Origin of the sequence: Limnoglobus roseus (assembly GCF_008254045.1) — a bacterium.
Classification (GTDB): Bacteria; Planctomycetota; Planctomycetia; order Gemmatales; family Gemmataceae; genus Limnoglobus; species Limnoglobus roseus.
Genome location: NZ_CP042425.1, coordinates 7,323,806 through 7,348,306, shown reverse-complemented (window position 1 = coordinate 7,348,306; position 24,501 = coordinate 7,323,806). Strand labels below are relative to the sequence as shown.

Genomic DNA, 24,501 nt, shown 5'->3' with positions numbered 1-24,501 from the left:
CCCTGTCCCGGAGTACACATGGCCAGCACGCACGAACATTTGGAGCACTCCCACCACGCCCAGCACGCCGCCCACGACCCGTTCGACCGCCGGGTGGCCGTGAGCATGGCGATCATCGCCGCCTGCCTGGCCGGCGTGGCCACCCTCGGCCACCGGAAGCACAACGACGTGCTGCGGATCGTCGGCGAGGCGAACCGTCTCCGCACCGAGGCGGCCGCCGCGGACGTGGAGAAGAGTAACCTGTTCGCGTGGTTTCAATCGAAGAAGAACCGGACGTTGCAGTACGAGGCGGCCGTCGTTCAAGTCGCCCAGTTCCCGGCGGACAACAAAGACCCCCACGCGCGGCAGGTCATTGACAGTTGGAAGAAGAAGCTGCTCGAAGTGACCGATCCCGGCGAGCGAAAGAAGCAGGACGACGAACTCGCCGAGATCAACAAGAAGGGCAAGGCGAAGGAGGCGGAAGCGGTTCGTCTCCTCGGAGAAGCGGACGAGTTGCGGGACGACGCCGTTCACAACCACCACCAAGCGGACCGACTCGACATCGCACACCTGTCGGCAGAAATCGGGCTTGTCGTTTGTTCGCTCGCACTGCTCACGAAGCGGCGGGGGTACTGGTACTTCGGCATGACCGCGACGGTCGTTTCACTCGCGTTGGCCGCGTCGGCCTACATGATGGAAAACCATGCGGCGGGTGGCCATGCGGCCCCAGGGGCGGGCGGCCATGCGGCCCCGGCGGCGGGTGGCCATCCGCCGGCCGACCATCCGGCAGTTCCGGCGGCGGCCGATCATCCCACAAAGGCGCCCGAACACGGGCCAAACGCGCACGCCCCCGAACACGGGAAATGACGATCCGACCGTTCCGAATCGCCCACGTGTAGCGGTTCGGTCGGCCGGGTAAGCTGGTAGGCGGGGTGGATGCCGTCGGATTCCCTGGCGGGACAAACCCCTCCGAAGATAATCTGATTTGACCGAGAGCGTCGAGCCGTTGAACCGGTAGCGTCCGAATCTTTGGACCCTGGTACAATCTTCGCCGGTTCAAACCCCGTCGTAAGATCACGCACTCTCACGCCCCGTGGCACCGCCTGGACGTCCCCACCATGATGTTCAATAACTGGGTTCGTGGCATTTTCGGACAGAAGACTCGGACGATCACCACGCCCGCCCGCCGCTCGCCCGCCCTCCGTTTCGAACGGCTCGACGAGCGGATCACGCCCGACAATGCGCCCGTCTTGACCGGGAGCGTCCCCTCACGCTCTTACACGTTCGGCGGGGCGGCCATCGCCGTTGACCCAAACTTGACCATTTCGGACAGCGGTAATTTGGGCCTGACCTCCGCGACTGTGCAGATTGCTCCGGCCGGCCTCACGTCCGGTGACCAACTCCTGTTCACGAGTCCAAGCGGCATTGCTGGGAGCTACAGTTCGGCCACGGGTACACTCACCTTGACCGGATCGTCGTCGGCCGCGAACTATCAGACGGTCCTCCGTTCGGTTCAACTTCAGGTGTCCGCCGCCGGTACCGGTTCGCGGTCGGTCACATTCTCCATCACGCCCCCCAATTTCTATACGGCCACCGGCAACGTGAACGACGGCCACCTGTACGAATTCCTGTCCACGCCCTCTAACCCGAACTGGGACCAAGCCCGAGTCGCCGCGGCCGCCCGGAATCGGTACGGCCGCCAGGGGTACCTGGCGACCTTGACCTCGGCCGGCGAGCAGACGTTCGCCGCGACCATCGCCGGGGGGATCAGCGCTTGGATCGGGGGCAGTGACGCGGCCTCTGAAGGGGCGTGGCGGTGGGTGACCGGTCCGGAAGGGTTGCAGCCCGGTGGCGGGCTCCAGTTCTGGCAGGGGGCCGCACCAGGCGCCGGCGGAAAAGCCGTGGGCGGACAGTACAGCAACTGGGGTCCCAATCAGCCGGACAACTCTGGGGGTAACGAGAACTATGCGTCGCTCCTGGGTAACGGCCAGTGGAACGACCTCGGGGTTGTTCCTCTGACTGGATACCTCGTCGAGTACGGTGGCCTTCCGGGGGAAACGTCCCTGCAACTCATGTCCACGACCGCCGTCTCGATCGGAACCGCAAGCCCGAGCGTGAGTACGCCTTCGAGTCCCATGACGGTCAAGGACACCACCTTGACCATCACCGGGTCCGCCACCGCGGGGAGTACGGTTAGCGTGTACACCGACGCCAACAACAACAACATGATCGACGGTGCGGATTCGGTCGTCGGCACCGCGACCCTCTCCGGCGGCCAGACGTCGTACAGCGTCACCGGGGTCACCCTCACCCCGAACGCCGACAACAACTTCCTCGTCACCGCCCAGGTGACCGGGACGGCCGAATCGAACCCGGTGGACGTGCCGACCATCACGCAAGACTCGTCCCCGCCGATGGTCACCATCACCGCCCCGGCGGCGGCGCTGTCGACGCCGAACAAGACGTTCGCGATTGCGGGCACGGCCGATGCGGGGTCCCTGGTGCAGATTTTCCGCGACGCCAACGGCAACGGCATCGTCGATCCGGGCGAGGCGAACCCGGTCGATAAAATTCAATTGCCCGCCGGGACGACGACCTTCAACCGCACGGTGTCGCTCAACGCGAGCGCGGCGAACAATTTCCTGGTCACGGCAAGCGACGCCGTGGGGAACGAGTCGGCCCCGGCGGCCGTGCCGACGATCACCCAGGACTCGACCCCGCCGACGGTCACCATCACCGACCCGAGTGCGGCGACGACGGTCTCGACGTCCAAGTTCACGATCACGGGGGCGACCGAGGCCGGCGCTCTGGTGAAGGTGTACACGGACGCGAACAACAACAACCTCATCGACGGCCCGGACGTGCAAGTTTCATCTCTGCAACTGCCCGCCGGCACGACGCTCTTCAGCATTCCGACCATCTTGACGATGAACGCGGCGAACAACTTCCTCGTCACGGCCGTCGACCTCGCCGGGAACCTGTCCTCCGTGACGGACGTGCCGACGATCACTCAGGACTCGATCCCCCCGACCGTCAGCGTCACCGCCCCGAACGCCCCGATGACGATCTCGAGCATGTCGGTCACGGTTACCGGGACGTCCGAGGTCGGGGCCACGGTGAAGATTTACCGCGACGCCAACGGCAACGGCATCGTCGACGCGGGTGAGACAAACCCGGTCAAGCAGCAGACCTTGATGGGCGGTGAGACCACGTTCAGCATCATGGTCCCGCTCAACTTGAATACCACAAACGACTTCCTCGTGACCGCGACCGACACCGTCGGCAACGAGTCGGCCCCGGCCAAGGTGCCGACGATTACCCAGGACTGGCTGCCCCCGGCCGGTCCCCTCGTGACCACCCCGGCCGCCCCGATGACGACCAAGTTAGTCACCTTCGCCATCACCGGGACGGCCGAGGCGAACGCGCTCGTGAAGGTCTACAAGGACACCACCAACAACAACACGATCGACGCCGGCGACACGTTCCTCATGCAGATGCAGTTGATGGGCGGCGGGACGGCCTACACCTTCAACGTGGGGCTCGACATGAACGCCGCGAACAACTTCCTGGTGAACGCGACCGACGCCGCGATGAACGTCTCGGTCCCCGCCGACGTGCCGACGATCACCCAAGATGGGATCGCCCCCGGGGCCCCGGCCGTGACCATGCCGGGAGCGCCGATGACGGTTGGCAACCCCATGTTCAGTATCGTCGGGCAGGCCGAGGCGGGGGCCTTGGTGAAGGTGTACAAGGATGTCAACAACAACGGGGCCATCGACCCCGGCGACACGCAGGTGTCGTCGATGCAACTGCCCGACGGGACGACGACGTTTACCGTGCCGACCATGCTGACGCTGAACGCGGCGAACAACTTCCTGGTGACGGCGACCGACGCGGCCGGCAACGAGTCTGGCCCGTCGGACGTGCCGACGATCACGCAAGACTCGATTGCGCCGGTGAACCCCACCGTCACCTTGCCGTCCGTGGCGGCGACGGTGAACGCGCCGAACGTCACGATCACCGGGACCGCCGAGGCGAACGCCCTGGTCCGGGTGTACCGGGACGTGAACAACAACAACATGATCGACGCCGGTGACATGGCCGTCAACTCGATGCCGTTGTCCGGCGGCGCGACGACGTACGTCATCTCGGTCCCGCTCTTCCCGAACTCGGCGAACAACTTCCTGGTGACGGCAGCAGACGCCGCCGGGAACGAGTCCGGCCCGGTGGACGTGCCGACCATCACCGCCGACTCGATCGCCCCCTCGGCCCCCGGCGTGACCCTGCCGGCGGCTCCCACCTCGGTGAACGCCGACGGGGTCACGATCGCGGGGGCGGCCGAGGCGAACGCCCTCATCCGGGTCTACCGGGACACCAACAACAACAACATGATCGACCCCGGCGAACTGGCCGTCATGTCGTTCCAACTGACCGGCGGAAACTCTTCGTACAGCCTGTCAGCCCCACTCCTTCAGAACACCGCGAACAACTTCCTGGTGACGGCGACTGACGCCGCCGGGAACGAGTCCGGCCCGACCGACGTGCCGACCGTCACCGAGGACTCGGTCGCGCCGGTCGCTCCCACGATTACCGCCCCGATCATGGCGGTTTCGACCCGCATCGCCACGTACACCGTCACCGGCACGGCCGAGCCGGGTTCCCTGATCCGGTTGTACAACGACGCCAACAACAACAACCTCATCGACCCCGGCGAAATCGTGACCTCGACGCCACTGGGCATGGGGGTGACGGGCTTCACCCTCCTCGTATCGCTCGTCGTCCAGAATTCCCCGAATAACTTCCTGGTGACGGCCGTGGACGCGGCCGGGAACGAGTCTGCCCCGGCCGACGTGCCGACCATCACCCAGGATTCGCTGCCCCCCGCGACGCCGACCGTCACCATTCCGGCGGGCCTCGTGACAATCAACGCGGCAACGTACACCATCTCGGGAACGGCTGAGGCGAACTCCTTGGTGCGGGTGTACCAGGACACCAACGGCAACAACACGATTGACGCCGGCGAGAAGGTTCTCGACACCAAACAGTTGGTCGGCGGCGGGACGACGTACTCCTTCTCGGTGACGCTGACGCAGGACGCCGGGAACAACTTCCTGGTGACGGCGGCGGACGCGGCCGGGAACGAGTCGATCCCTGCGGACGTGCCGACCATCACCGAGGACTCGAAGGCCCCGGTCGTCCCGGTCGTGACCGCTCCGCCCGCCGCGGTCACGCTCCACGCCCCCTCGTTTACTGTCACCGGCACGGTCGAACCGGGCGCACTGGTGAAGGTGTACAAGGACGTCAACAACAACAACGTCATCGATCCGGAAGACGCCGTCGTCATCCAGCAGCAACTGCTCGCCGGGATGGCCGCGTTCAGCCTGGCGGCGACGCTGATGCAAAACACCGCGAACAATTTCCTCGTCACCGCGACGGACGTGGCCGGGAACGAGTCCGTCCCCGCCGACGTGCCGACGATCACAGAAGACTCGATCGCACCGGGCGCACCCGCGGTGAGTGCCCCGACCGGCCCGTTCACGACCCGTGGCACTACATTCATCGTCACCGGCACGGCCGAGGCGGGGACCTTGATCCGGGTGTACAAGGACGCCAACAACAACAACCAGATCGATGCCGGCGAAACCTTCACGATCATGCAACTGCCGGCCGGCACCACCGCGTTCAGTGTGTCCGTGTCGCTCGATTTAAACGCCGCGAACAACTTCCTGGTCACGGCCCTCGATGTCGCCGGGAACGAGTCGACTCCCGCCGACGTGTCGACCATCACCCAGGACGCGATTGCCCCGGCGGCTCCCGCCGTGACCGCCCCGACGGCGGCCACGACGCTCAACGCCGACAACTTCTCGATTGCCGGCACGGCCGAGGCGAACGCGCTGGTGAAGGTGTACCGCGACGTCAACAACAATAACGTGATCGACCCCGAAGACACCGTTTTCGGCAGCCAACTGTTGGTCGCCGGGACGACGGCGTACCTCATCCCGGTCGCGCTGGCCCAGGACGCGGCGAACAACTTCCTGGTCACCGCGACCGACGTGGCCGGGAACGAGTCGGCCCCGGCGGACGTTCCCACCTTAACCGAGGACTCCGCGGCCCCAACCGGGCTGACCGTCACGAACCCGACGGCACCCACTTCGGTCCACGCCGCGATCTTTACCCTCACCGGCACGGCCGAGCCGAACGCCCTGGTCCGAGTGTACCGGGACACCAACGACAATAACGCCGTCGATACCGGGGAACAGGTGGTCGCCCAGGTCCAGTTGATCGGCGGGGCCTCGGTGTTCTCCCTCAGCGTCCCTCTCAACCAGAACGCGGCGAACACGTTCGTGGCGACCGCGACCGACGCCGTGAAGAACGAGTCGTTCCCGGTGGACGTGCCGACCATTACCGAGGATTCGGCCGCCCCGGCCGGGACCACCGTCACGGCCCCGGCGGCCACGCTGACCGTTAACGCGGACACCTTTGCGGTCACCGGCACGGCCGAGCCGAACGCTCTGGTACGGGTGTACCAGGATCGGGACAATAACGGCGTCATCGACGGCGGAGACGCGGTCGTCGGCCAACTGCAACTGTCCGGCGGCGGGACGGCGTACAGCATCGCCGTCCCGCTCACGCAGGACGTGGTGAACAACTTCCTGGTGACGGCCGCGGACTCGCTCGGCAACGAGTCGGCCCCCGTGGACGTGCCGTCGATCAGCGAGGACTCAACCCCGCCGCTCGGGCCGACTCTCACGGCCCCCCGGGCCTCTGTTACGGTCACCAACAACGTGTTCACCATCCGGGGCACGGCCGAGGTGAACGCTCTGATCAAGGTGTTCGTCGACGCGAATAACGACGGGGTTGCCGACACCCCGGCTACGCCCCTCGCGAGCTTTCAACTGACCGGCGGGGCCACCACGTTCGCACTCGACGTCGGGTTGACGCCGAACGCGGCGAACAACTTCGTCGTGACCGCGACGGACGGGGTCGGGAACTCGTCGTCGGCGACCGACGTGCCGACGATCTTCGCGGACCCGACCGGGCCGACCGGACCGGACGCTCAATCGTTCTCCCTCGCCGGCAACGCCCCGCTCGCGACCGTCGTCGGGACGGTGCAAGCGACGACGCCGGCCGGCGGCCCGCTGACGTACTTCATCACGGACGGCGACGACGCGGGCATCTTCGCCCTCGACAAGAACACCGGCCAACTCACGGTGGCGGACGCCGCCGCCCTCCGTCGCTCGCCCCGGCGGGTGACACTCACGGTGAGAGTGAGCAACGCGGCCGACACGCCGCTCTCCAAGAACTTCTCGGTGACGATCGCGCTGACCGATCCGGCCCTGCCGAAGGCGTACGCGGCCGGGTCGGAGGGCGGCGGCGGGGTCGCGGTACTGTACAACCCGAACGGGACCCGGCGGCTGACCGTCGAGGCGTTCCCGGGGGCGACCGGCGGGGTGCGTGTCGCGGTCGGGGATGTGAACGGGGACGGGATGCCGGACCTGATCGCGGCGAACGGCCCTGGGATGAGTGGGGTGGTCAAGGTGTACGACGGGGCGACGGGATCGTTGCTTTACCAGGGCAGCCCGTTCGAGGATAAGTTCACGGGGGGCCTCTTCGTCGAAGCGGCCGACCTGAACGGCGACGGCCGGGCCGAACTGGTCGTTAGCCCGGACGTTGGCGGCGGTCCACGGGTGGTGGTGATCGACGTAGTGTCCCGGCGAGTGGTGGTCAGTTTCTACGGCATCGAAGACCCGGATTTCCGCGGCGGATGCCGAGTGTCTCTGGCCGACGTGGACGCGGACGGCACCCCAGACATGCTCGTCGCGGCCGGGATCGGCGGCGGACCCCGGGTCGCCGTGTTCGACGGGGCGGCCCTCATCTCGGGGTCGATTACCCACCTCTTTAACGACTTCTTCGTGTTCGAGAACACGCTCCGCAACGGCGTGTACATCGCTGGCGGGGATCTCAACGGGGACGGGTACGCCGACATCATCGCGGGCGGCGGGCCGGGTGGAGCCCCGCGGGTGTTCGCGATCTCCGCCAAGGATCTCCTGGAAACCGGCACCCAGATCGTGCTGGCGAACTTCTTCGCCGGCGACCCGGACGCCCGCACCGCCGTCCGGGTGACGACCGCCAACCTGGACGGAGACACTCGGGCTGACCTGATCGCCGGTGCCGGGTCGAGCAATGGCGACCGGATCGTCGTGTACCTCGGCAAGGACATCACCCCCGACGGCACCCCGCCGGCGAGCAAGGACTTCAACACGATCGACTCCAGCATCACGTTCGGCGGCGGCGTATACGTCGGGTGAGCGACGGCCGCCAGGTGTTTGCATCGCCGAAGTGAGTACCGTTCCCGCCCACTTCCGCGACGCCTACCCCGGTGTGACGGATCGGGAACAGTTCTTTGCATCCGACCGAAAATCGGTTAGAGTGACCTCAACTCCATCCGAGGGAACGGGATGCTTCTGAACGACGACGACGAGAACGGCCACCTGGGGACCGGGTTCGCGACGGCCCACGGGCGCGATTGGCCGAGTGTGCGACAGTTTAACATCTTCCTCGCCAACCGCATGGGGGCGCTCCTCAAACTCGTCAAGCAGTTCGAATCGACCGACGTTCAGGTCGTGTCGCTCAACGTCGTGGAAACGGCCGACTGTGCCATCATTCGCCTGCTGCCCAGCAACTACGAACGTGCGTATGAACTGCTCACGAGCGGGAAGTTCCCGTTCACGGAGAGCGACCTGATCGTGGTGAAACTGCCGGACGACAACCGCCCTCTGCTGACGATCACGAAGGCCCTTCTCGGCGGTGAAATCAACATCCATTACGCCTACCCACTGCTCATCGGCGTCGGCCCGATGGGGAGCACGGCCCTGGCTATCCACGTCGATAATCTGGAAAACGCTGCAAACACGCTGCAAAATCAGGGCTTCACACTCTTCAACGAGGACGATTTGGCCTGTTGAAGAAAAGGGTTGTTCCAACTCCTTCGGCCGACGAATTTCATCTTTTGGCACGGATTGTTTGCCGCGTCTTCACGCAACGCTTACAGTAACTACCAATCCTCTTCCAATTTCCCTGATTTGATGATTGCTGACTCTCGGCGTGAGAATGCCGATGGTCTTTCATTGCCTTCATCAACAGATCATTTCTTTGGAGAGAGTATGACTCGCTTGAGGCTGGCCCGTGCGCGGGCGTTTACCTTGATCGAACTCTTGGTCGTCATCGCGATTATCGCGGTTCTGATCGGTTTACTGCTGCCGGCCGTGCAAAAGGTTCGTGAGGCGGCGGCCCGGATGAAGTGTTCGAACAATCTGAAACAAATCGGCCTGGCCTGTCACAACTACGAAAGCACCTACCAATCGCTGCCGCCCGCCAGTGTTCAACCCGCCAACGGCGGCCCGTACTCGTACCTCTCGGACTTTCTGAAAGCCGGTCAGTCGGGGGCCTTGGGGACGGACTACGCGAAGCACAGCTTTTTGTCGATCTTGCTCCCGTACATCGAACAAGCGAACGTCCTGACTGCCGGGGCGGGGGGGTACAACTTCCGTCTGGATTGGGACAACGCACAGAATCAACCAGCGTCCAGCACCCGGATTCCGGTATACGAGTGTCCGTCCGCTCCGGGCGACCATGCGGTCCCATCGACCCTGGCCAGTATCGGCTGGAGTCCTCGCACGACCGATTATTTCGCCACGACCCGGGCCAATGGCGTTCCTGCCGCTTGGGTCGCGGTCGGCTTGACCTTCCCCGGTGGGGGGACCGGGACCACGGCGAACAACAATGCCGTCATTGGGATTCTGGTCAACGCCCAGCGGACTCCGCTGCTGGCGGTGACGGACGGCCTGAGCAACACGATTATGGTGGCGGAAGACGCGGGACGGCCCGACGGGTGGGCTTACGGCACCAAGTACAGTAACCAACCAACGTTCGTGAACGGGGCTTGGGCGGGCGCGGGATTTGACATCACCTGTAGTGGGACGTTGCCACCGGCCACGGCGGGAACGGCCCCCAGCAAGGCGACGAGCAGCACGACCGCCGCAATGGCGAATCAAGCGTGTGCGGTGAACTGCTGGAATCAAAGCGAAATCTACGCCTTCCACACGGGTGTCGCGAACGTCTCGATGGGAGACGGTTCGGTACGCAGTTTGAAGTCCACGCTGAGCGTCTCGACCCTGTTCCGGCTTGCCGCACGAGCCGACGGGAATACTGTTAGCCCGGATGAATAAGGTAGGACAGACTCCGTCATTCCGGCCGCCGTCCGAGGGACTCGGGCGGCGGCTGTGTTTTACTCGCAACAAACCGCACCCCTCGATCGGCGGTAATCGAGCAGAATTGCCACCAGTCCCCATCTGCCGTGACCTGAATTGAACGAAATCGGGTCGATTTCCTTTTCAGATTAAACCCCGCAGCCGGTACAGCCGATAAATCCGGCAGACTCATCGTGCCAGCGCACGAGCGGGGGAGTTCGTGTCGCGGAACGGGGGAGACGTGCAAATGCGAATCACACTTCGATCGCTAACCGGCTGTGCGGGTTTGGGGTTGGCCCTGTCCGTGCTGAGCGGCTGTCAGACGTATTTCGGCGGGCTGACGCTGCCCAGCCCGCACTACCTGAAGCAGCGGCCGCAATACTTCCCGCCCGACCCGGCCTTCCCGCTGCAACGGGAAGTCGATTCGATGCAGGACCCAGACGGGTTGCTGCGGCGGAACGCCGGGGCTGTTGCCCCGGTCATCGCCCCCGCGGCCCCGGTCGCCGCACCCGCCCCGGCCGGAGCCGGGCGGTAAGCCGTCCGCGAAGTGGCCCTTGACGCATCCGCGAATCCACGGTACACGGCTTCCCATTCTTCCACGGAAAGGGAAACGTCATGCCGCACGGATCGCGGATCGCTCTCTTGTCAGCCCTCCTCTTGACCGGCTGTCACTCGGCCCCGCGGCAGCCGAACCCGCTGCTTCCGCCGAAACCAGTCATCAATTCGTCCACTACCGATCCCGCCAAGAAGCCGACGCCGCCCACGGCCGGCACGACGCCGCCCACCACCGGCGCGACGCCGGCGATTCCGACGGCTTCCACCGGCCGCGGCGGGACGTACAGCCCGATCGTCGGCAACGAAAACTTCCGGCGGCCGATCGTCGAGTCGCCGACGCCACAACCGGGTGTCATGCCGCAGATGGCCGTGCCGTCGCTGCCCGTGACTTCGTACCCGTCCGCCCCGGCACCCTCGCCCGATATCGCTCCGATGAATCCGCCCGGCATGTCGGGGATGACCACCCTGCCGCCGATCGCCGAGGGTAGCGGCGGCGACCTGAAGGTGCCCTCCATGATGGGCAGCAAGTAAGGGCGTTCGCGTCCGCCAAGCGGGGGGCCGGTATGAGGCCGATGCTCGGGATTCTGATCGGCGGTCTAATCGCCATCGGCAGCGGTTGTGCCAACTCGTCGCGCGAGCGACTGCGGGCCATGGACAGCTTGTCGAACGACGGCGACCGCCGGTCGGAATCGTCCACCGGCCGCGACACTCCGCGATCTTCCACCTCCGGCGTCGGCCGCCTTGAAGTCACGCCGACGAGTCGTACCAACCGCGTCAACGCCGAGCAAGCCCTGATCGCCACCTTCTACGACCGCGACGGCAGCACCCGCAGCCGTCGGCGGGTCGAGTGGACCCTGGAGGGGCCGGGCAGCATCGCCGCCACCGACGAGGGTGGCTTCCTGCCGAACCGCGGCAAGAAGATCGACTCGAAGTACGCCGTCGTTTACACGAACACGTTCAGCCAGAGCGTCAAGCGCGACAACGCCCGCGACGACTTCGAGGTTCACCAGGGCCAGACTTATTGCGTTGTCACGTCGCCGGTCGAAGGGCAGACCACGGTCACGGCCTACGCCCCGGACATTTCCGACGTCGAGAAGGGCCGTGTCGTCGTGAAGTTGACGTGGACGAAGGGCCAATTCCGCAAGGATGCCGCCGCGACTGAAGAAACCACGCCGCCGACCGCCGACCCCGACACGACGCCGCGCGAGAATCCCACAACGAGCGCGAAAGAGAATGGCACCACGACCCCGCGGGAGAACGGTAGCCTGACGAGTCGGCCGCGCTCGGACGAGGGGGTGCAGGTCAGTCTCGACGTGAAGGTGCCGAAAGCGGTCGGCGTCAATCAGGAAGTGCCGGTCACGATATCACTCGCGAACGTCGGCAAGGCCGAGAGCCAACCGCTAACGGTGAAGGCGACCATTCCCGACCACGCGGAGTTCGTCCGCGCCGACCCGCCCGCCCTGCGACGAAGCGGCAACACTTTCACCTGGGCCTTCGAAGGGCTGCCCGGTTCGAAGAATCAAGACATCACAGTCGTCGTTCGCCCGACGAAGAAGGCCGCGTTGAACATCACTGCGACGGCGGAGACGGCCGACGGCATGCGGGCCGAACAGCAAGCCGGCAGCGACGTCGATACCGCGGCCATGAAGGTCAAGGTGGACGCCCCGACTTACGTTTCCACCGGCGACGAGGCGACCGTCCGCGTGACGGTCACGAATACCGGCAACGTGCCAATCAGCAACGCCGTGGCCTGGGTTGATGTTCCCGATCTGAAGAACGCGCCGCTCGAAAAGAGCATCGGCAGCATCGCGGCCCGCGGGACGAAGACCGTCTTCGTGCCGGTTACTTTGGACAAGGCGGGCAAGTTCCCCGTGAAGGTCAATGTCACCGCCAACGGTGGGTTGGCCGAACGCGGCGATGCAATTCTGACCGTCGGCCGGGCAGAACTCGAAGTGACGATGAGTGGTCCGGAGACGATCTCTGTGCGACAGGACGGCCTCTTCGAATACCGCGTCACCAACCGCGGCGACGCCCCGCTGGCCGACGTGAAGGTTCAAGCCACGCTGCCCCGCGGCCTCACGGCGGCGACCGCCACCGAGAACGGCCGCACGTCGGACGCCGGGGCAGCCTGGAGCCTGGGCACGCTTGCGGCTGGCGAGTCGAAGGTGCTTCGCCTGAACACGACCAGTGACCGCCAGGCGGAAAAGCTCGCAGTCGCGGTCAGCGCCGACGGCGAAATGCCCGGCGGGAATCGCGTGAAAGCGAAGGGCGCGTCGAGCCTCGTCTCGATCGTCGGCCTGCCGGTGCTGACGCTGGTCGTGGCCGACCCGGTCGGCCCGGTCCGCGTCGGCGGGAAGGCCGTTTTCCGCGTGACGGTCCGCAATCGCGGTAACGCCTCGGCCCACAACGTCGTCGTGAGTGCGGAGGCGACCGACGAATTGCAACTCAAGAAAGGCACAGGACCGAACGATTTGATCGCGACCGTCGCCGATCAGCGGTTCACGTTCCCAAGCCTCGCGGAGTTGCCGGCCGGTTCGACCGCGACCTTCATGCTCGAAACACAAGCGGTCAAGTCTGGCAGCGCACGACTCAGTACGACCGTCAAAAGTCGAGAAATCACTTCTGCACTCAAAGATGAGCAGGCCACCCAAATCCTCGGGCAACGCTGAGAAGTTCTCTTGGCGCAAGTGACTGTTATCACATCACTTCTGGTTCGTGAGACGGCGTCTCAACGAATTCGCCCTATTCAGGTGCGATACCACGCCTAAAAATGGACTCAGAGAGGTGCGGATTCGTTTCGCCCGGTTCTTAGGACTCCCGAGGAGCAACGCAATGACTCTGCTCAGCCGCAAGGCCGACTATGCGTTGCTCATTCTATCGCACCTGTACCACCACCCGACCGGCGGCAACGCCCGCACGATTGCGGAAGCGTTCGGACTGAGTCGGGCGTTTGTCGCGAACATCCTGAAAGAACTGACGCACGCCGGGTACGTGGCGAGCCACCGTGGGGTCAAGGGCGGGTACGCGATGCTCCGACCCGCGAACGAAGTAACGCTCGCGGAACTGCTGGAATCGATTGAGGAAGGGTTCAAACTCACGGTTTGCAGCAGCCACAGCGAGGCACGGGGCGAGGGGACGTGTTCCGTCTCGCACGTCTGCCCGATGAAGGGGCCGATCGCGGAGATTCACCGCCGTCTGATGGGCGTGCTGCACGGGGTCACGCTGGAAGAACTCTTCTCGGCAAATCGCGCGGCCGCCAGCACCACGATGTTACCGCTCATGATGATGGCCGACCACCCACGCGAGCCGCAACTGGCCGCACAGTAAATCTGCTTTCCGAGGGCCGACGATGAACTTGCCGATCTACATGGACAACAACTCCACCACCCGCGTCGATCCGCGGGTCGTCGATGCGATGCTGCCCTACTTCACCGAGAAGTACGGCAACGCCGCCAGCCGCAGCCACCCCTACGGCTGGGAGGGTGAGGCGGCCGTGGACAACGCCCGCGAGCAGATCGCCGAGTTGATCGGAGCGACCGAGAAGGAAATCATCTTCACCAGCGGCGCGACCGAGAGCAACAACCTCGCCCTCAAGGGCGTGGCGGCGATGTACAAGAAGAAGGGGAACCACATCATCACGGTTCCCACCGAGCACAAGTGCGTCCTCGATACCTGCAAGCGGCTCGAGCGCGAAGGTTGCCAGATTACGTACCTGGAACCGGACAAGTTTGGCCGCGTGACTGCCGAGCAAGTCCGCAACGCCATCACGGACAAGACGATCCTGGTGAGCGTGATGTTCGCCAACAACGAGATCGGGACGATCCAACCGATCGCCGAAATCGGTAAGGTTTGCAAGGAGAAGGGCGTCCTCTTCCACACCGACGGGGTGCAGGCCGTCGGCAAGGTGCCGGTGGACGTGGAGGCGATGAACATCGACTTGATGAGCATGTCGGCCCACAAGATGTACGGGCCGAAGGGCATCGGGGCGCTGTACGTCCGCAAGAAGAACCCGCGCGTCCGCCTCGAACCGATCATCGACGGCGGCGGTCACGAACGCGGCATGCGGTCCGGCACGCTTCCGGTTCCGCTGATCGTCGCCTTCGGCGAAGCGGCGGACATCTGCCGCAAGGAGATGCCGGAGGAGAGTAAGAAGACCTTCGCCCTCCGCGAACGGCTCCGCAAGGGGATCATGGACCAACTGCCGGAGACGTACCTGAACGGCCACCCGACCGAACGCCTGCCCGGCAACGCGAACATCAGCTTCGCCTACGTCGAGGGCGAGGGCATGATGATGGGCATCAAGGACGTGGCCGTCAGCAGCGGGTCCGCCTGCACGAGCGCGAGCCTGGAACCGAGCTACGTCCTCCGCGCTCTCGGCGTCGGCGACGAACTCGCCCACAGCAGCATCCGCTTCGGCCTCGGCCGGTTCAACACGGAAGAGGAAGTCGATTACGTCGTCAACCTCGTGGTACGGGAAGTGAACCGCCTCCGCGAAATGTCGCCGTTGTACGAGATGGCCCAGGCGGGCATCGACTTGAAGAGCATCGAGTGGTCGGCGCACTAAACTCATCAAATGCGGCTTTAGGAACGAACACAACTAACGGGAGAGGCTCATGCCATATAGCGACAAAATCCTTGAACACTACAACAACCCCCGCAACGTCGGCAGCCTCGACGTGAAGTCGGCGGACGTGGGTACGGGCCTCGTCGGCGCGCCGGAGTGCGGCGACGTGCTGAAGTTGCAAATCAAGGTGAACCCGGTCACCGGCGTCATCGAAGACGCCCGCTTCAAGACCTTCGGTTGCGGTTCGGCCATTGCGTCGAGCAGCTTGGCCACCGAGTGGCTGAAGGGCAAGACGGTCGACGAGGCGATGGAGATCAAGAACACCGCCATCGTCGAAGAGTTGGCCCTGCCGCCGGTCAAGGTCCACTGCTCGGTGCTGGCGGAAGACGCCATCAAGGCGGCCATCAAGAACTACCAGGAAAAGCAAGATGTGACGGCCGACCGGGAAGAACCGGCTACCGTCGGCGGCTGATACGGTGTATGATTCCCTAACGCGAACGGTATCCCCTACCACACCCAACTACTGAGGTAACGATGTCCACGGAAACCCTCGAACTCGGCACGAAGACCACCCAGGCTCTGCCGATTACGTTGACCGAAAAGGCTGCGTCCGAAGTTCGCCGCATCGCGGCCGAACAAGCCTCTGAGAAGCCGCTCTATCTCCGCATCCGCGTCGTCGGCGGCGGGTGCTCCGGCTTCCAACACAAGCTCGACCTCGACGAGACGATCAACGAGAAACTCGACGACACCTTCGAACTTCACGGCGTCAACATCGTCATCGACAAGCGGAGCATGTTGTACCTCGACGGCGTGACGGTCGACTTCCACGACGACCTGAACAAGCGGGGTTTCAGCGTCACCAACCCGAGCGCCAAGACCACCTGCGGCTGCGGCAGCTCCTTCTCGATGTAATGCCGACCATGAGCGACTACTACGAGCGTCTCGGCCTGCCGAGACGCTTTTCCATTGACGAGGCCGAAGTCGAACGCCGTTACCTGGCGCAGTCGCGGCAGTTCCACCCCGACTTCCACGGCGGGGCGAGCGACGCCGATCAGTTGTTTGTGATCGAGCAGACGGCATCGCTCAACCAGGCCTATACGACCTTAAAAGATCCGTTCCGGCGGGCCGAATACCTGCTCTCGCTTCTCGGCGGCCCAACGGCAGGCCAGGAGAAGAGTCAGGATCAATCGTTCCTCATGCAGATGATGGAAACCCGCGAGCAGATGGACGAAATCCGCGCGGCCGGCGGCAGTTTGAGTGAACTCGAAGCCGACCTGATGGGTCAGTTCTCGGTCGTGATCGCCGACGTGGCTTCACGCTTCGCGAAGATCGAATCGCAACCAACCCCGCTGCCGACCGAACTCGTGGACATCCGCCGGCACTTGAACGCGGCCCGCACGATTCAGAGTCTTCTTCGCGACTTACGCGGCACACCGGACCGCGGCTGATGCCTTCGGCGGGTGGGTCGCTATAACAGCCTCACGGTCGCTTAGCTCAGCGGTAGAGCACGCCCATTACAAGGGTGTGGTCACAGGTTCAATCCCTGTAGCGACCACTTGCAGACAGGCACTTCGGCGTTAAGCCTTTCGGCCTTAAACCCTTTGATCTTAAGCGTTTTCGACGCCTTGCCGGACAGCCAACGGTAAGGGCGTATTTTGAGTATACCCCAATTCTGTCCCCCGAAATGCGAATTCTGTCCCCCAATTCTGTCCCCAGATGACGGAATGCACTCTTGTAATGGGCGTGTTCTCCCGCTGAGCTAAGCGACCCCATAGCCGCAACTGCGGAAGTAGTTGCGGCACTCCTCGGGGGCGAACGCGGCCGACCGTTCGCCCCGGTAGTCCTCGACCGCCCGGATCGTCCGCTTGGCCGCCGCCCGCAACCGCGCCTTGAGCTTGCGGAACGCCCTCTCGATCGGGTTCCGGTCCGGGGAGTACGGCGGCAGCCGCCGCCGCGCGGCCCCCGCCGCCTCGATCGCCCGCCGCACCCCGGCCCGCTTGTGGCACGCCAGGTTGTCCATCACCACCACGTCCCCCGGCCGCAGGGGCCGGGGCCAGTTGCCGTTCGACGTCGGCGACGAACAGGTCCCCGGTCACGGCCCCGTCGATGACCGTCGGGGCGACCATGCCGTCCGCCCGCAAGGCGGCCACGAACGTGGTCGTCTTCCCGTGCCCGTGCGGCACGGCCATCACCAGCCGCCGGCCGGTCGGGCACCGGCCGTGGGTCCGGGCCATGTTCGTGCTCGCCCGCGTCTCGTCCACGAGCACCAACGTCGCCGGGTCGAGGGCCGGTTGCCCGGCCCGCCAGGCGGCCCGCTGTTCCTTCACGTCCGGGCGGTCCGGCTCGGCCGCCCGGATCGACTTTTTTTCCGCGGCAACCCGAGGGCGACGAGGGCCCGGGCCAACGCCGACCGGGACAGCGGGAGGGCGAACCGCTCGCGGTACTCGGCCAGGGCCGCGTCCGGGTCGGCGGCGACGGCCGCCCGGATGGCGTCGGCGTGGGCCACCCACCCCGGCGTCGGCCCCCGCCGCTGGGCCGCCGGGGCGGTTCGCCCGGTCTCCCGCCCCACTTGCTTGACCCGCCGCACCCACGACTCGCTCACCCGGTACTTGGCGGCGAGGCCCGCGTGCCCGCCCCGCCGTCGGCGTCGGCCAACACCCGCTCACGAAGATCGGCGGAGTACGCTCGCATCGGTGGCCCTCGGAGGGAGCCACTAATCTACCGCGACCGACAGACCTGCGCCAGATCATCTCGGGAACCGCTCTAAGCGACCCCATATCCCCGAAAATGTTCCAGCGTGGGCCCCGGAGAGGCACACCGCTCACGGCTTTTTGTCATGCCGAAACCGATAGGGTTACGGAGAAGCCTGCCACGATTTCCAACCGCGCCAAATTGGCGTTGCAAAATTTACAGGCCAACGCTATTATCCATTCCCACTTCCACGGCGGATAGCCGGACTGCTGATCTCTGAAGTCAGGGACAGTGAGGCAAGCGTAATCTGGCAGACGTAAGAGGGTCCACCTTCTTCCTGTATCGGAAACCGTAACCTCGGGTTCAGACCAACCCATCTAGGTCACACCCATACTCCTTAATCAAAAGGAGGTGGCTTGTGACACAAGCTACCAATCTCACCCCGCTGCCAATGTCCCGGCAGCTTTTAACAGTCCGCCAAGCGGCGGACATTCTCACCGTTTCATCTGAGACGGTACGTCAGTGGTTTCACAACGGACGGCTCACGGGCATACGTGTCGGTCGCGGAATCCGAATCCACACCCAGAGCGTGACGGCATTGCTGGCCGAAGGGGCGAGAAATGAGCACTTCCCAAACCGCAATTCCGCCCCACACGGCGACCGCGCCGAAACCCATGCTACCGACGCCGACTGTTAACCCCTTTACGGGGTTGGCGGTCGCGGCGAGCGGGGCCGAACCCTTGCCGGTCGGCGTTTACTTCGCCGTGTTCCGAGGGGTGGAAGCATTTTCCAACGACAAAGTACAGGACAAACTCACGTGGACATGGGCCGTGGCCAGCGGCCCGCACAAGGGTCGTGAGGCGACCGCCCTAACGGACCTGCGACTGACGCCTCATACCCATGCCGGTCGGCTTTTGGCCGGATTGGTGGGGCGACCACTCGTTCCCGGCGAGGATATCAGCGGCCTGTGGACGGACGTGCAAAAGGCCATCGGCCAGACTTGGGCCGTGACCGTGGCCAGCGGGCCGAAGGGCGGAAAGCCGTCGGTTCAGAATGTGTCGGTCCCGTCCGAGATGTAATCGCAACGACAAGGGGGACAACCTGCTACTGTAAACGGCACCCGGGAGTATTTCGGTAAGTTCCAGACGCTGGAAGCGGAGGAAGCCTTCCGGACGTTCTGGCCCAGTACTTCACCAACCCGGCGGCCGATCCTCGTGGTTCGTGAGTTGTCGATCCAAGCGGTTCGAGACGAAGACATCGAGCCCGTACCGCGGCACCACGTTATCGCCAGTCTCCCGTTCCTGACACCTACGGTGACGGAGGTGTTCCGCTTGCGATTGCTGACGGGGTGCGGCCGAGCGACCTGTTCGAACTGACCGGGGCCGAGGTCCACTGCGGCCGAGTCGTTAAGATCGACGGGATGGCGAGGAACTTGGACGAGGAAGGAGTCTGGGTCTACATCTGGATGGCCCACAAGACCGCCCGCTTCGGCGAGGTCTGGATCATCGTGTTGGGCGAGTGATCCCGGTCGATCGTCGCGCCACGGTTAACCCGGCCCGCGGACGTGCCACTTCTTCAACCCGTCGAGTCGGAGGCCGAGTTCTACCGGCGGACACACCTCGACATGAAGCGGTGCAGTGCGGGAGCGAGACCATACAACGCGAAGTACACGAACTACAGCTACGCCCAGACGATCGAGCGGGCGAGTGGACCGCGAACTTGTGGGTTGGCCGGCGTGAGAGGCGAACCCCCACCCAATTACGTCGGCGTGGGGTAAGGTGACGAGCATGAAACGGAGAGCCGCGACGAGGTTCTCGTTGCCCGCCGCGTCATATTGGGTCGGTGTCAGAGTGAACGTCCGGCTCTACAACCGAGCACAAACCACCGTAGAGATTGACCGTGACAACGAGTAGTCCCGCGGTCTCTGTTGCGACTCGCGGCTGTGGCGGCCGTCCACGACAGCGTATTTCCCGCCGCTCGCAGTCACGCCGTCGAGATTTCTCCCCGTATTCGGTTCGGATCCGGCTCCAAATTGGCGAGCCTAGCTGCCGCGGCGCCAGTAGACTCCCGTCCAGTCGATTGTTTGCACAGGGTCCGTAATCCCATTCTTGCGGCGGTAGTCGTCGGTGGCTTGTTTGCACGCGTACACGGCGCCGTAATCGTCGATGATGCAAAACCCGCCTGGCGAGAGCTTGGGGTACAGCGTTTCGAGAATTTGGATCGTCGATTCGTACATGTCGCCGTCGGCACGCAGGACCGAGATCTGCGAGATCGGTGCAGCCGGCAACGTGTCCTTGAACCACCCTTCCAGGAACCGCACTCGATCGTCCAACAGGCCGTAGCGGCGGAAGTTGTCCCGGACAACTTCCACTCCGATGGCCAGTTCGGAGTAGGTGTGGAGCGTGTCACCAAGGTCGGCCGGGTAAAGGTCTGGGGACGGGGGCGGCAGCCCCTGAAAGGAATCCGCGACCCAAACCGTTTTTGTCGAGTCGCCGAAGGCCGCCAGGGCGGCCCGCATGAAGATGGCTGCCCCGCCCCGCCACACACCGCACTCGATCAGGTCACCGGGTATGCCGTCCCGAACAATCGACTCGACGCACATCTGGAGGTTGTTCAGACGCTTCATCCCGATCATCGTTTCGGCGGCCCCGGCCGGCCAGTCGCGGCCCTCGTCGCGTTTCGAGAAGTCAGGCGGGGTGATCCTCTGGCAAAGTTCATACCCACCGCTGGCGAGTTCCTTTTCCACCATCGGGCTTGCTAACACGGTAGGGCTCACCGCCCGCAACTCTGGCGGGTGGATCAGTCCGGCCAAACTTCGCTTGAGGAGGTCAAAGTACAAATCTGCAGCCGGGCTTGTTGTGTCGGGCATTGGGCAGCCTGCGGTATAGGGTGAGGGTAAGGGATAATTATGAGAGTAATTCAAATGTACCGAAAAGTGATCAATAGTTCATCAGGTGTGGGACGTCGCGCGTTTGCATTTTAACCTTTTGTTGAGCGTGCAAAAAACGAAGCCGCATTCCCTCGCCGCCGGCGGTATCCCATCGCGGACCGCGCCCCGCACCGCCGACCGCGTCGAGTTCGCCCGCGTGGCCAACGTGGCCAACTGCGACAAGGACAATGACGACAAGGTAGCGGTCGTAGTCGTAGGCACGCTCCGATTCGTCCCTCACCCGGCGAGGGATGGTCTGAAATCGTGGGTTGAGATTGCCGTGGTGGCAGAGGGGTCAAACTATGTCCCCTGAGCCAACTCGGCGTAGCCGCTCACGGGTCTCCGACATCGCCGCCGTCACTTGCCCGGGATGAACGACTTGAGGAAGGTGGACACTCGGAGACCGCCCCTGACGTTACCTGCCGTCCGGGGCGAGGGCAAGGACGTTGGGCGGGCGGTCCAGGGCATGCGTTGGTTCGTCGGCCCACCCACGGCCTTGACGACCACGGGAACCGGCGGGAAGATGAATCACGCGATCCGCCCGATCATTTTGGAGTTGGATTCGTGGGAGATCACGTCCGGGTAACCGGTCCTGTTGAGGTTGAAGCGGTGACAGTGGCATCGGTTGCGTTCCGACTGATGGAGACGGTCGCGGCGCACGAGAAGAACGGCCCCGAGCGGCAGAGCCGGGAGTATTGGTTTCGGTTGTACCACCAGTGCTGGATTGCTGTGAACGGCGGCGACAAGCCGGCCGGGACTGAGTGAGATGGTTGACGCAGGCGGGGAGGGGTTCGTGTCGATGTCCGCGCCGTCGAAGTCCGGCACGTGGTAAAAAGATCGTACCGACGGTGTGACTGCGAAAAGGGTGGTGCGGGAGGCGAGTCAGATGATCCCAGCACCCCACTCGCGGTGGCCCCGGTTCCCGCGTTGAACGTTCAGGACGCGCTGGCCGAGGGTGAGGATGCGGGCGTTGACGGCCCGGTCCAGTTTCGCGGAAAACGATTCTCGGGAGGAGGACCAGCCCATTCCGGCCCGCTCGCGGCGACTACTGACGAGGCCCCACTGTTGTTGTTCGGGTATCCGGTGTGGCCAACTCAGTTCAATCCACCACTCCTCACCTTCGCCGATGCCGATGACGACCCGTTCCAGCGGATGCTCAGCGAATAGGGCGGCAACGGAGTTGGCGTGCATCTCGGCGACCACGCCGACGGTCGCCTCGGTCCAGTCCGAGTCGGTCGGGTCGGTCAACCGCATGCCCGTCGCGAACCCGCGGCCGAACTCCACTTCCACGCCCGGTCCGACGCGCCACCAGTCGCTGTGCTGGTGCGAGAGGCGGACGCGGTGAGACACCCCGGCCGGTAACCACGGCTTTGCCCACAGACCGATAAACTTCCGCTGCCGTTCTTCGTCCGCCCGCGCGAGTTGAAGGAGGATCAGTTCGCCCTGGGCCATCGTCGCCGGGTCGCCGGACTCGAGACAGGCGTCGGCGTACACGCCTCGGACCACGTCGTCGGCGGGGTGTAGGAGGACGGCATCGCGGAGGGCGGCGAGGGTGGAGGTCATTCGCTCACGACCCCCAATCGACTTCCCACACGTCGCCGTCGTCGGAGTGGATGCCTTCGAAGTAGACGTGATGAACGTCCACACCGCCGAGCCATTCCGATCCGCCGCGGGTTTGCCGCTCGGTCTCTTCGACGGCCCGCAACAGTTCCCGAACCGTGAAGTGCGACCCGTTCGGCGCGGCGTGCGACACGGGTTCGCCGTCCTCACTTTGCAGGAGGATCGAACTGCCCCGGAAGGCCACGCCGTCCAGTTCCGCCGGGGTGAGAGGGCGAGACTCGTCCGTCTCGCGGTCGAACACCTCGGCCTTCAGTTCCAGGCGGACGATGCGGGCGTCGGGCGACGCTTGGAGGTTCAACAGATTCGCGACCGGCTCGGCGGGCGTGTCGAGTTCGATCTCCAGTTTGCCGGTCAGGCTGTTGAAGAATTCGAGTTCAGGGTGAGGCACGGTCATCTCCGTGGGGGACGCTCGCCGTCACGGTCGATCCTACCGCTCGTGGGCGGGTCGGTCCACGGGATTCGAGCGGCCGACGCCCTCTTATAAGCCCACCCGCGCTGCCCGCCCTGTCACGGGGCACACTCGACAACACCGAGGGGTGGCGCGACCCATCCTCAGCCTTCCCCCTTCCACTTCCGGCCGCACTTGCGGCATCGCCACGCTTCCGCCCCGGCTTCCCCGTAATACGTGCCCCCGAGCGTGTGCCGGGCGTACCACTGGCGGCGGTGCAACAACGCGCAGGCCCAGGACTGAAGCCATTGCCGGACCCTCCGGCCACGTGCCGTGGACGGGGTCGGGTCGCCGGTGGTGATGGTCGTCATGTACTCCGTCCGCGATTGCGAGTCGATCGAGTGGCGGGCGAGTGTGCGTTTTACCCGCCCGGCGTGGCGGTGCAAGAGGAACCGGCGGCCGAGCGAATTTCCTCCCGCACCGCCCACCGCGGCGGGCGATGACGACCGACGAAACTAAGGGGCAAGATGGTCAGCGGGATCCGTCCCCTTGAGTCGCAACTTGTCCCGCGGCCTGCCGACCGCACGGGCGGGTGAAGGGCAGAGGGTTGGCGTCTACGCGATCCTATAGGTTCGCCGCTTGCCACGCTCTCATCCACCCGCTGAAACCGGTATGCCGCTCCCTCGCGGTTCTTGCGATCTCTTCCCCGGTTGCTGGGAAGTCGATTCGTAGCCGCTCTGCCAACCAGTTGCGAAGTCCCGCCGTCTCATTCCACTCTGCGGGACGTGCAGCAAGGTCGTCGTACTCGATCTCATCGTAACCCAGTCCGAGTAACCGGCAGAACTCAAATGCGTTGGACGCGAGCACCATAAACTCCCCCTCGGAGCCGAAGAGGACGACCGGTGCTTCAGCCGGGTTTGCGTTCGGGACCAGCCACAGAGCGTATGCGGATCCCGTCGAACCCCGGCCGAAAATCGCAACCTGACGCCGTGTCGCCGGATCGCCTGGGAACCACCCTTCCGCGTCCTTCCGGCCCCGATCGCAAATCTCGAAGCAACCGCTGAGGGGATACCCGTGAGCGTCCACGTAGTCACACACGGCCCGCAAGCAGTCGGGTAGCCTGACACCTTCTGGGAAGTTTGATTGGACGACATCAGCGGTCATGCCCGACTCCCGCACCGGCTGCCAGTGAAGCCCTCTCGCCGAACCGAGCGACGGATATCGCCATCGGCTCATTCGCCCCGGCGGTCGACCGTCAAGCCCGCGGGCAGTTCTGTCTTCTGGGATGCAGGCCGTCGCCGCCACCATCCAATTCCAGCCGCGACGCACCCGCCAATGACCGACAGAGATAAATGCTCAACCACGATTCGCGACAGTCGACCCGAGTTACTACCGGCCGGTCCCAGATTGGACGGACCGAAGAAGCGGAGCAGTGCGTTTGTGTAGTACGCCCAGAGGCTTTGGCGAGTCGCGGACTGCCCCGATGGGTGCACGGCGATCACCGGGTAGAACACGAGCAGCGCGA

The 24,501-nt window shown here is 64.6% G+C and carries 21 protein-coding genes, 1 tRNA gene and 1 pseudogene; 18 read left to right on the top strand and 5 right to left on the bottom strand.

The window, feature by feature from the left end; translation table 11 throughout:
- The first annotated feature begins 18 nt into the window (after window positions 1-18).
- The 13 genes from PX52LOC_RS31605 to PX52LOC_RS31545 all read left to right on the top strand — a co-directional run bounded on the left by PX52LOC_RS31605 (window position 19) and on the right by PX52LOC_RS31545 (window position 16,903).
- Entirely contained in the window at window positions 19-846 is an 828-nt protein-coding gene (locus PX52LOC_RS31605; protein ID WP_149113818.1) for a DUF4337 family protein, read from the top strand.
- Window positions 847-1,097: 251 nt separating this feature from the next.
- Window positions 1,098-8,288 carry an Ig-like domain-containing protein gene (locus PX52LOC_RS31600; RefSeq protein WP_149113817.1) on the top strand — a complete coding sequence of 2,397 codons (7,191 nt, stop codon included), beginning with the start codon at window positions 1,098-1,100 and terminating at the stop codon, window positions 8,286-8,288.
- A gap of 150 nt (window positions 8,289-8,438) precedes the next feature.
- On the top strand, window positions 8,439-8,945 hold the full coding sequence (locus PX52LOC_RS31595; protein WP_149113816.1) for an acetolactate synthase: 507 nt from the start codon (window positions 8,439-8,441) through the stop codon (window positions 8,943-8,945).
- A gap of 9 nt (window positions 8,946-8,954) precedes the next feature.
- A complete protein-coding gene (locus PX52LOC_RS31590) occupies window positions 8,955-10,208 on the top strand; it encodes a DUF1559 domain-containing protein (protein WP_246173525.1) in 1,254 nt (417 codons plus the stop codon).
- A 268-nt stretch (window positions 10,209-10,476) separates the two neighbouring features.
- Entirely contained in the window at window positions 10,477-10,764 is a 288-nt protein-coding gene (locus PX52LOC_RS31585) for a hypothetical protein (protein ID WP_149113815.1), read from the top strand.
- 80 nt (window positions 10,765-10,844) lie between these two features.
- The gene (locus tag PX52LOC_RS31580) at window positions 10,845-11,315 is read left to right on the top strand and encodes a hypothetical protein (protein ID WP_149113814.1); all 471 of its coding nucleotides are present in this window, start codon (window positions 10,845-10,847) and stop codon (window positions 11,313-11,315) included.
- Window positions 11,316-11,347: 32 nt separating this feature from the next.
- Entirely contained in the window at window positions 11,348-13,453 is a 2,106-nt protein-coding gene (locus tag PX52LOC_RS31575) for a DUF11 domain-containing protein (RefSeq protein WP_149113813.1), read from the top strand.
- 163 nt (window positions 13,454-13,616) lie between these two features.
- On the top strand, window positions 13,617-14,111 hold the full coding sequence (locus PX52LOC_RS31570) for an RrF2 family transcriptional regulator (protein ID WP_149113812.1): 495 nt from the start codon (window positions 13,617-13,619) through the stop codon (window positions 14,109-14,111).
- Window positions 14,112-14,133: 22 nt separating this feature from the next.
- Window positions 14,134-15,348 (top strand): IscS subfamily cysteine desulfurase, encoded by a 1,215-nt coding sequence (locus PX52LOC_RS31565; RefSeq protein WP_149113811.1) that lies wholly within the window; start codon window positions 14,134-14,136, stop codon window positions 15,346-15,348.
- A gap of 49 nt (window positions 15,349-15,397) precedes the next feature.
- Window positions 15,398-15,820 (top strand): Fe-S cluster assembly scaffold IscU, encoded by a 423-nt coding sequence (gene iscU / locus PX52LOC_RS31560; protein ID WP_149113810.1) that lies wholly within the window; start codon window positions 15,398-15,400, stop codon window positions 15,818-15,820.
- A gap of 62 nt (window positions 15,821-15,882) precedes the next feature.
- Window positions 15,883-16,260 carry a HesB/IscA family protein gene (locus tag PX52LOC_RS31555; RefSeq protein ID WP_218575191.1) on the top strand — a complete coding sequence of 126 codons (378 nt, stop codon included), beginning with the start codon at window positions 15,883-15,885 and terminating at the stop codon, window positions 16,258-16,260.
- 8 nt (window positions 16,261-16,268) lie between these two features.
- Window positions 16,269-16,796: a Fe-S protein assembly co-chaperone HscB gene (gene hscB / locus PX52LOC_RS31550; protein WP_168219326.1), complete on the top strand. Its 528-nt coding sequence runs from the start codon at window positions 16,269-16,271 to the stop codon at window positions 16,794-16,796.
- Window positions 16,797-16,831: 35 nt separating this feature from the next.
- Window positions 16,832-16,903, top strand: a tRNA-Val gene (locus tag PX52LOC_RS31545).
- Between the two features lie 204 nt (window positions 16,904-17,107).
- On the opposite strand, the pseudogene PX52LOC_RS44195 reads toward PX52LOC_RS31545, so the two are convergent.
- A pseudogene (locus PX52LOC_RS44195) lies at window positions 17,108-18,039 on the bottom strand (IS630 family transposase).
- 451 nt (window positions 18,040-18,490) lie between these two features.
- Between PX52LOC_RS44195 and PX52LOC_RS44190 the strand changes: the two are divergent.
- The 4 genes from PX52LOC_RS44190 (at window position 18,491) to PX52LOC_RS31525 (ending at window position 19,816) form a co-directional block, all read left to right on the top strand.
- The gene (locus PX52LOC_RS44190; RefSeq protein ID WP_390637579.1) at window positions 18,491-18,736 is read left to right on the top strand and encodes a helix-turn-helix domain-containing protein; all 246 of its coding nucleotides are present in this window, start codon (window positions 18,491-18,493) and stop codon (window positions 18,734-18,736) included.
- Window positions 18,660-19,118 (top strand): hypothetical protein, encoded by a 459-nt coding sequence (locus PX52LOC_RS31530; RefSeq protein ID WP_168218715.1) that lies wholly within the window; start codon window positions 18,660-18,662, stop codon window positions 19,116-19,118. Before PX52LOC_RS44190 ends, PX52LOC_RS31530 begins: the two co-directional genes overlap by 77 nt.
- Before the next feature lie 269 nt (window positions 19,119-19,387).
- Window positions 19,388-19,561, top strand: coding sequence for a hypothetical protein (locus PX52LOC_RS41225; protein WP_168219323.1), 174 nt, complete (start codon window positions 19,388-19,390; stop codon window positions 19,559-19,561).
- Window positions 19,562-19,603: 42 nt separating this feature from the next.
- Entirely contained in the window at window positions 19,604-19,816 is a 213-nt protein-coding gene (locus PX52LOC_RS31525; RefSeq protein ID WP_149113805.1) for a hypothetical protein, read from the top strand.
- A 264-nt stretch (window positions 19,817-20,080) separates the two neighbouring features.
- Here the strand turns inward: PX52LOC_RS31525 and PX52LOC_RS31520 are convergent, their stop codons facing one another.
- A complete protein-coding gene (locus tag PX52LOC_RS31520; protein ID WP_149113804.1) occupies window positions 20,081-20,908 on the bottom strand; it encodes a TylF/MycF family methyltransferase in 828 nt (275 codons plus the stop codon).
- 669 nt (window positions 20,909-21,577) lie between these two features.
- Between PX52LOC_RS31520 and PX52LOC_RS41220 the strand changes: the two genes are divergently transcribed.
- Window positions 21,578-21,733: a hypothetical protein gene (locus tag PX52LOC_RS41220; RefSeq protein WP_168219322.1), complete on the top strand. Its 156-nt coding sequence runs from the start codon at window positions 21,578-21,580 to the stop codon at window positions 21,731-21,733.
- Window positions 21,734-21,850: 117 nt separating this feature from the next.
- Here the strand turns inward: PX52LOC_RS41220 and PX52LOC_RS31515 are convergent, their stop codons facing one another.
- The 3 genes from PX52LOC_RS31515 to PX52LOC_RS31505 all read right to left on the bottom strand — a co-directional run bounded on the left by PX52LOC_RS31515 (window position 21,851) and on the right by PX52LOC_RS31505 (window position 23,347).
- Entirely contained in the window at window positions 21,851-22,531 is a 681-nt protein-coding gene (locus PX52LOC_RS31515) for a hypothetical protein (protein WP_149113803.1), read from the bottom strand.
- Between the two features lie 4 nt (window positions 22,532-22,535).
- Window positions 22,536-22,976, bottom strand: coding sequence for a hypothetical protein (locus PX52LOC_RS31510; protein ID WP_149113802.1), 441 nt, complete (start codon window positions 22,974-22,976; stop codon window positions 22,536-22,538).
- Window positions 22,977-23,140: 164 nt separating this feature from the next.
- The gene (locus PX52LOC_RS31505; RefSeq protein ID WP_149113801.1) at window positions 23,141-23,347 is read right to left on the bottom strand and encodes a hypothetical protein; all 207 of its coding nucleotides are present in this window, start codon (window positions 23,345-23,347) and stop codon (window positions 23,141-23,143) included.
- Window positions 23,348-24,501 lie beyond the last annotated feature (1,154 nt).

Coding starts and splice junctions, on each gene's coding strand:
- hscB (WP_168219326.1), top strand. CDS start 16,269: ATGAGCGACTACTACGAGCGTCTCGGCCTGCCGAGACGCTTTTCCATT.
- PX52LOC_RS31595 (WP_149113816.1), top strand. CDS start 8,439: ATGCTTCTGAACGACGACGACGAGAACGGCCACCTGGGGACCGGGTTC.
- PX52LOC_RS31580 (WP_149113814.1), top strand. CDS start 10,845: ATGCCGCACGGATCGCGGATCGCTCTCTTGTCAGCCCTCCTCTTGACC.
- PX52LOC_RS31520 (WP_149113804.1), bottom strand. CDS start 20,908: ATGCCCGACACAACAAGCCCGGCTGCAGATTTGTACTTTGACCTCCTC.
- PX52LOC_RS44190 (WP_390637579.1), top strand. CDS start 18,491: ATGTCCCGGCAGCTTTTAACAGTCCGCCAAGCGGCGGACATTCTCACC.
- PX52LOC_RS31505 (WP_149113801.1), bottom strand. CDS start 23,347: ATGACGACCATCACCACCGGCGACCCGACCCCGTCCACGGCACGTGGC.
- PX52LOC_RS31605 (WP_149113818.1), top strand. CDS start 19: ATGGCCAGCACGCACGAACATTTGGAGCACTCCCACCACGCCCAGCAC.
- PX52LOC_RS31600 (WP_149113817.1), top strand. CDS start 1,098: ATGATGTTCAATAACTGGGTTCGTGGCATTTTCGGACAGAAGACTCGG.
- PX52LOC_RS31575 (WP_149113813.1), top strand. CDS start 11,348: ATGAGGCCGATGCTCGGGATTCTGATCGGCGGTCTAATCGCCATCGGC.
- PX52LOC_RS31565 (WP_149113811.1), top strand. CDS start 14,134: ATGAACTTGCCGATCTACATGGACAACAACTCCACCACCCGCGTCGAT.
- PX52LOC_RS31585 (WP_149113815.1), top strand. CDS start 10,477: ATGCGAATCACACTTCGATCGCTAACCGGCTGTGCGGGTTTGGGGTTG.
- iscU (WP_149113810.1), top strand. CDS start 15,398: ATGCCATATAGCGACAAAATCCTTGAACACTACAACAACCCCCGCAAC.
- PX52LOC_RS31570 (WP_149113812.1), top strand. CDS start 13,617: ATGACTCTGCTCAGCCGCAAGGCCGACTATGCGTTGCTCATTCTATCG.
- PX52LOC_RS31555 (WP_218575191.1), top strand. CDS start 15,883: ATGTCCACGGAAACCCTCGAACTCGGCACGAAGACCACCCAGGCTCTG.
- PX52LOC_RS31530 (WP_168218715.1), top strand. CDS start 18,660: ATGAGCACTTCCCAAACCGCAATTCCGCCCCACACGGCGACCGCGCCG.
- PX52LOC_RS31515 (WP_149113803.1), bottom strand. CDS start 22,531: ATGACCTCCACCCTCGCCGCCCTCCGCGATGCCGTCCTCCTACACCCC.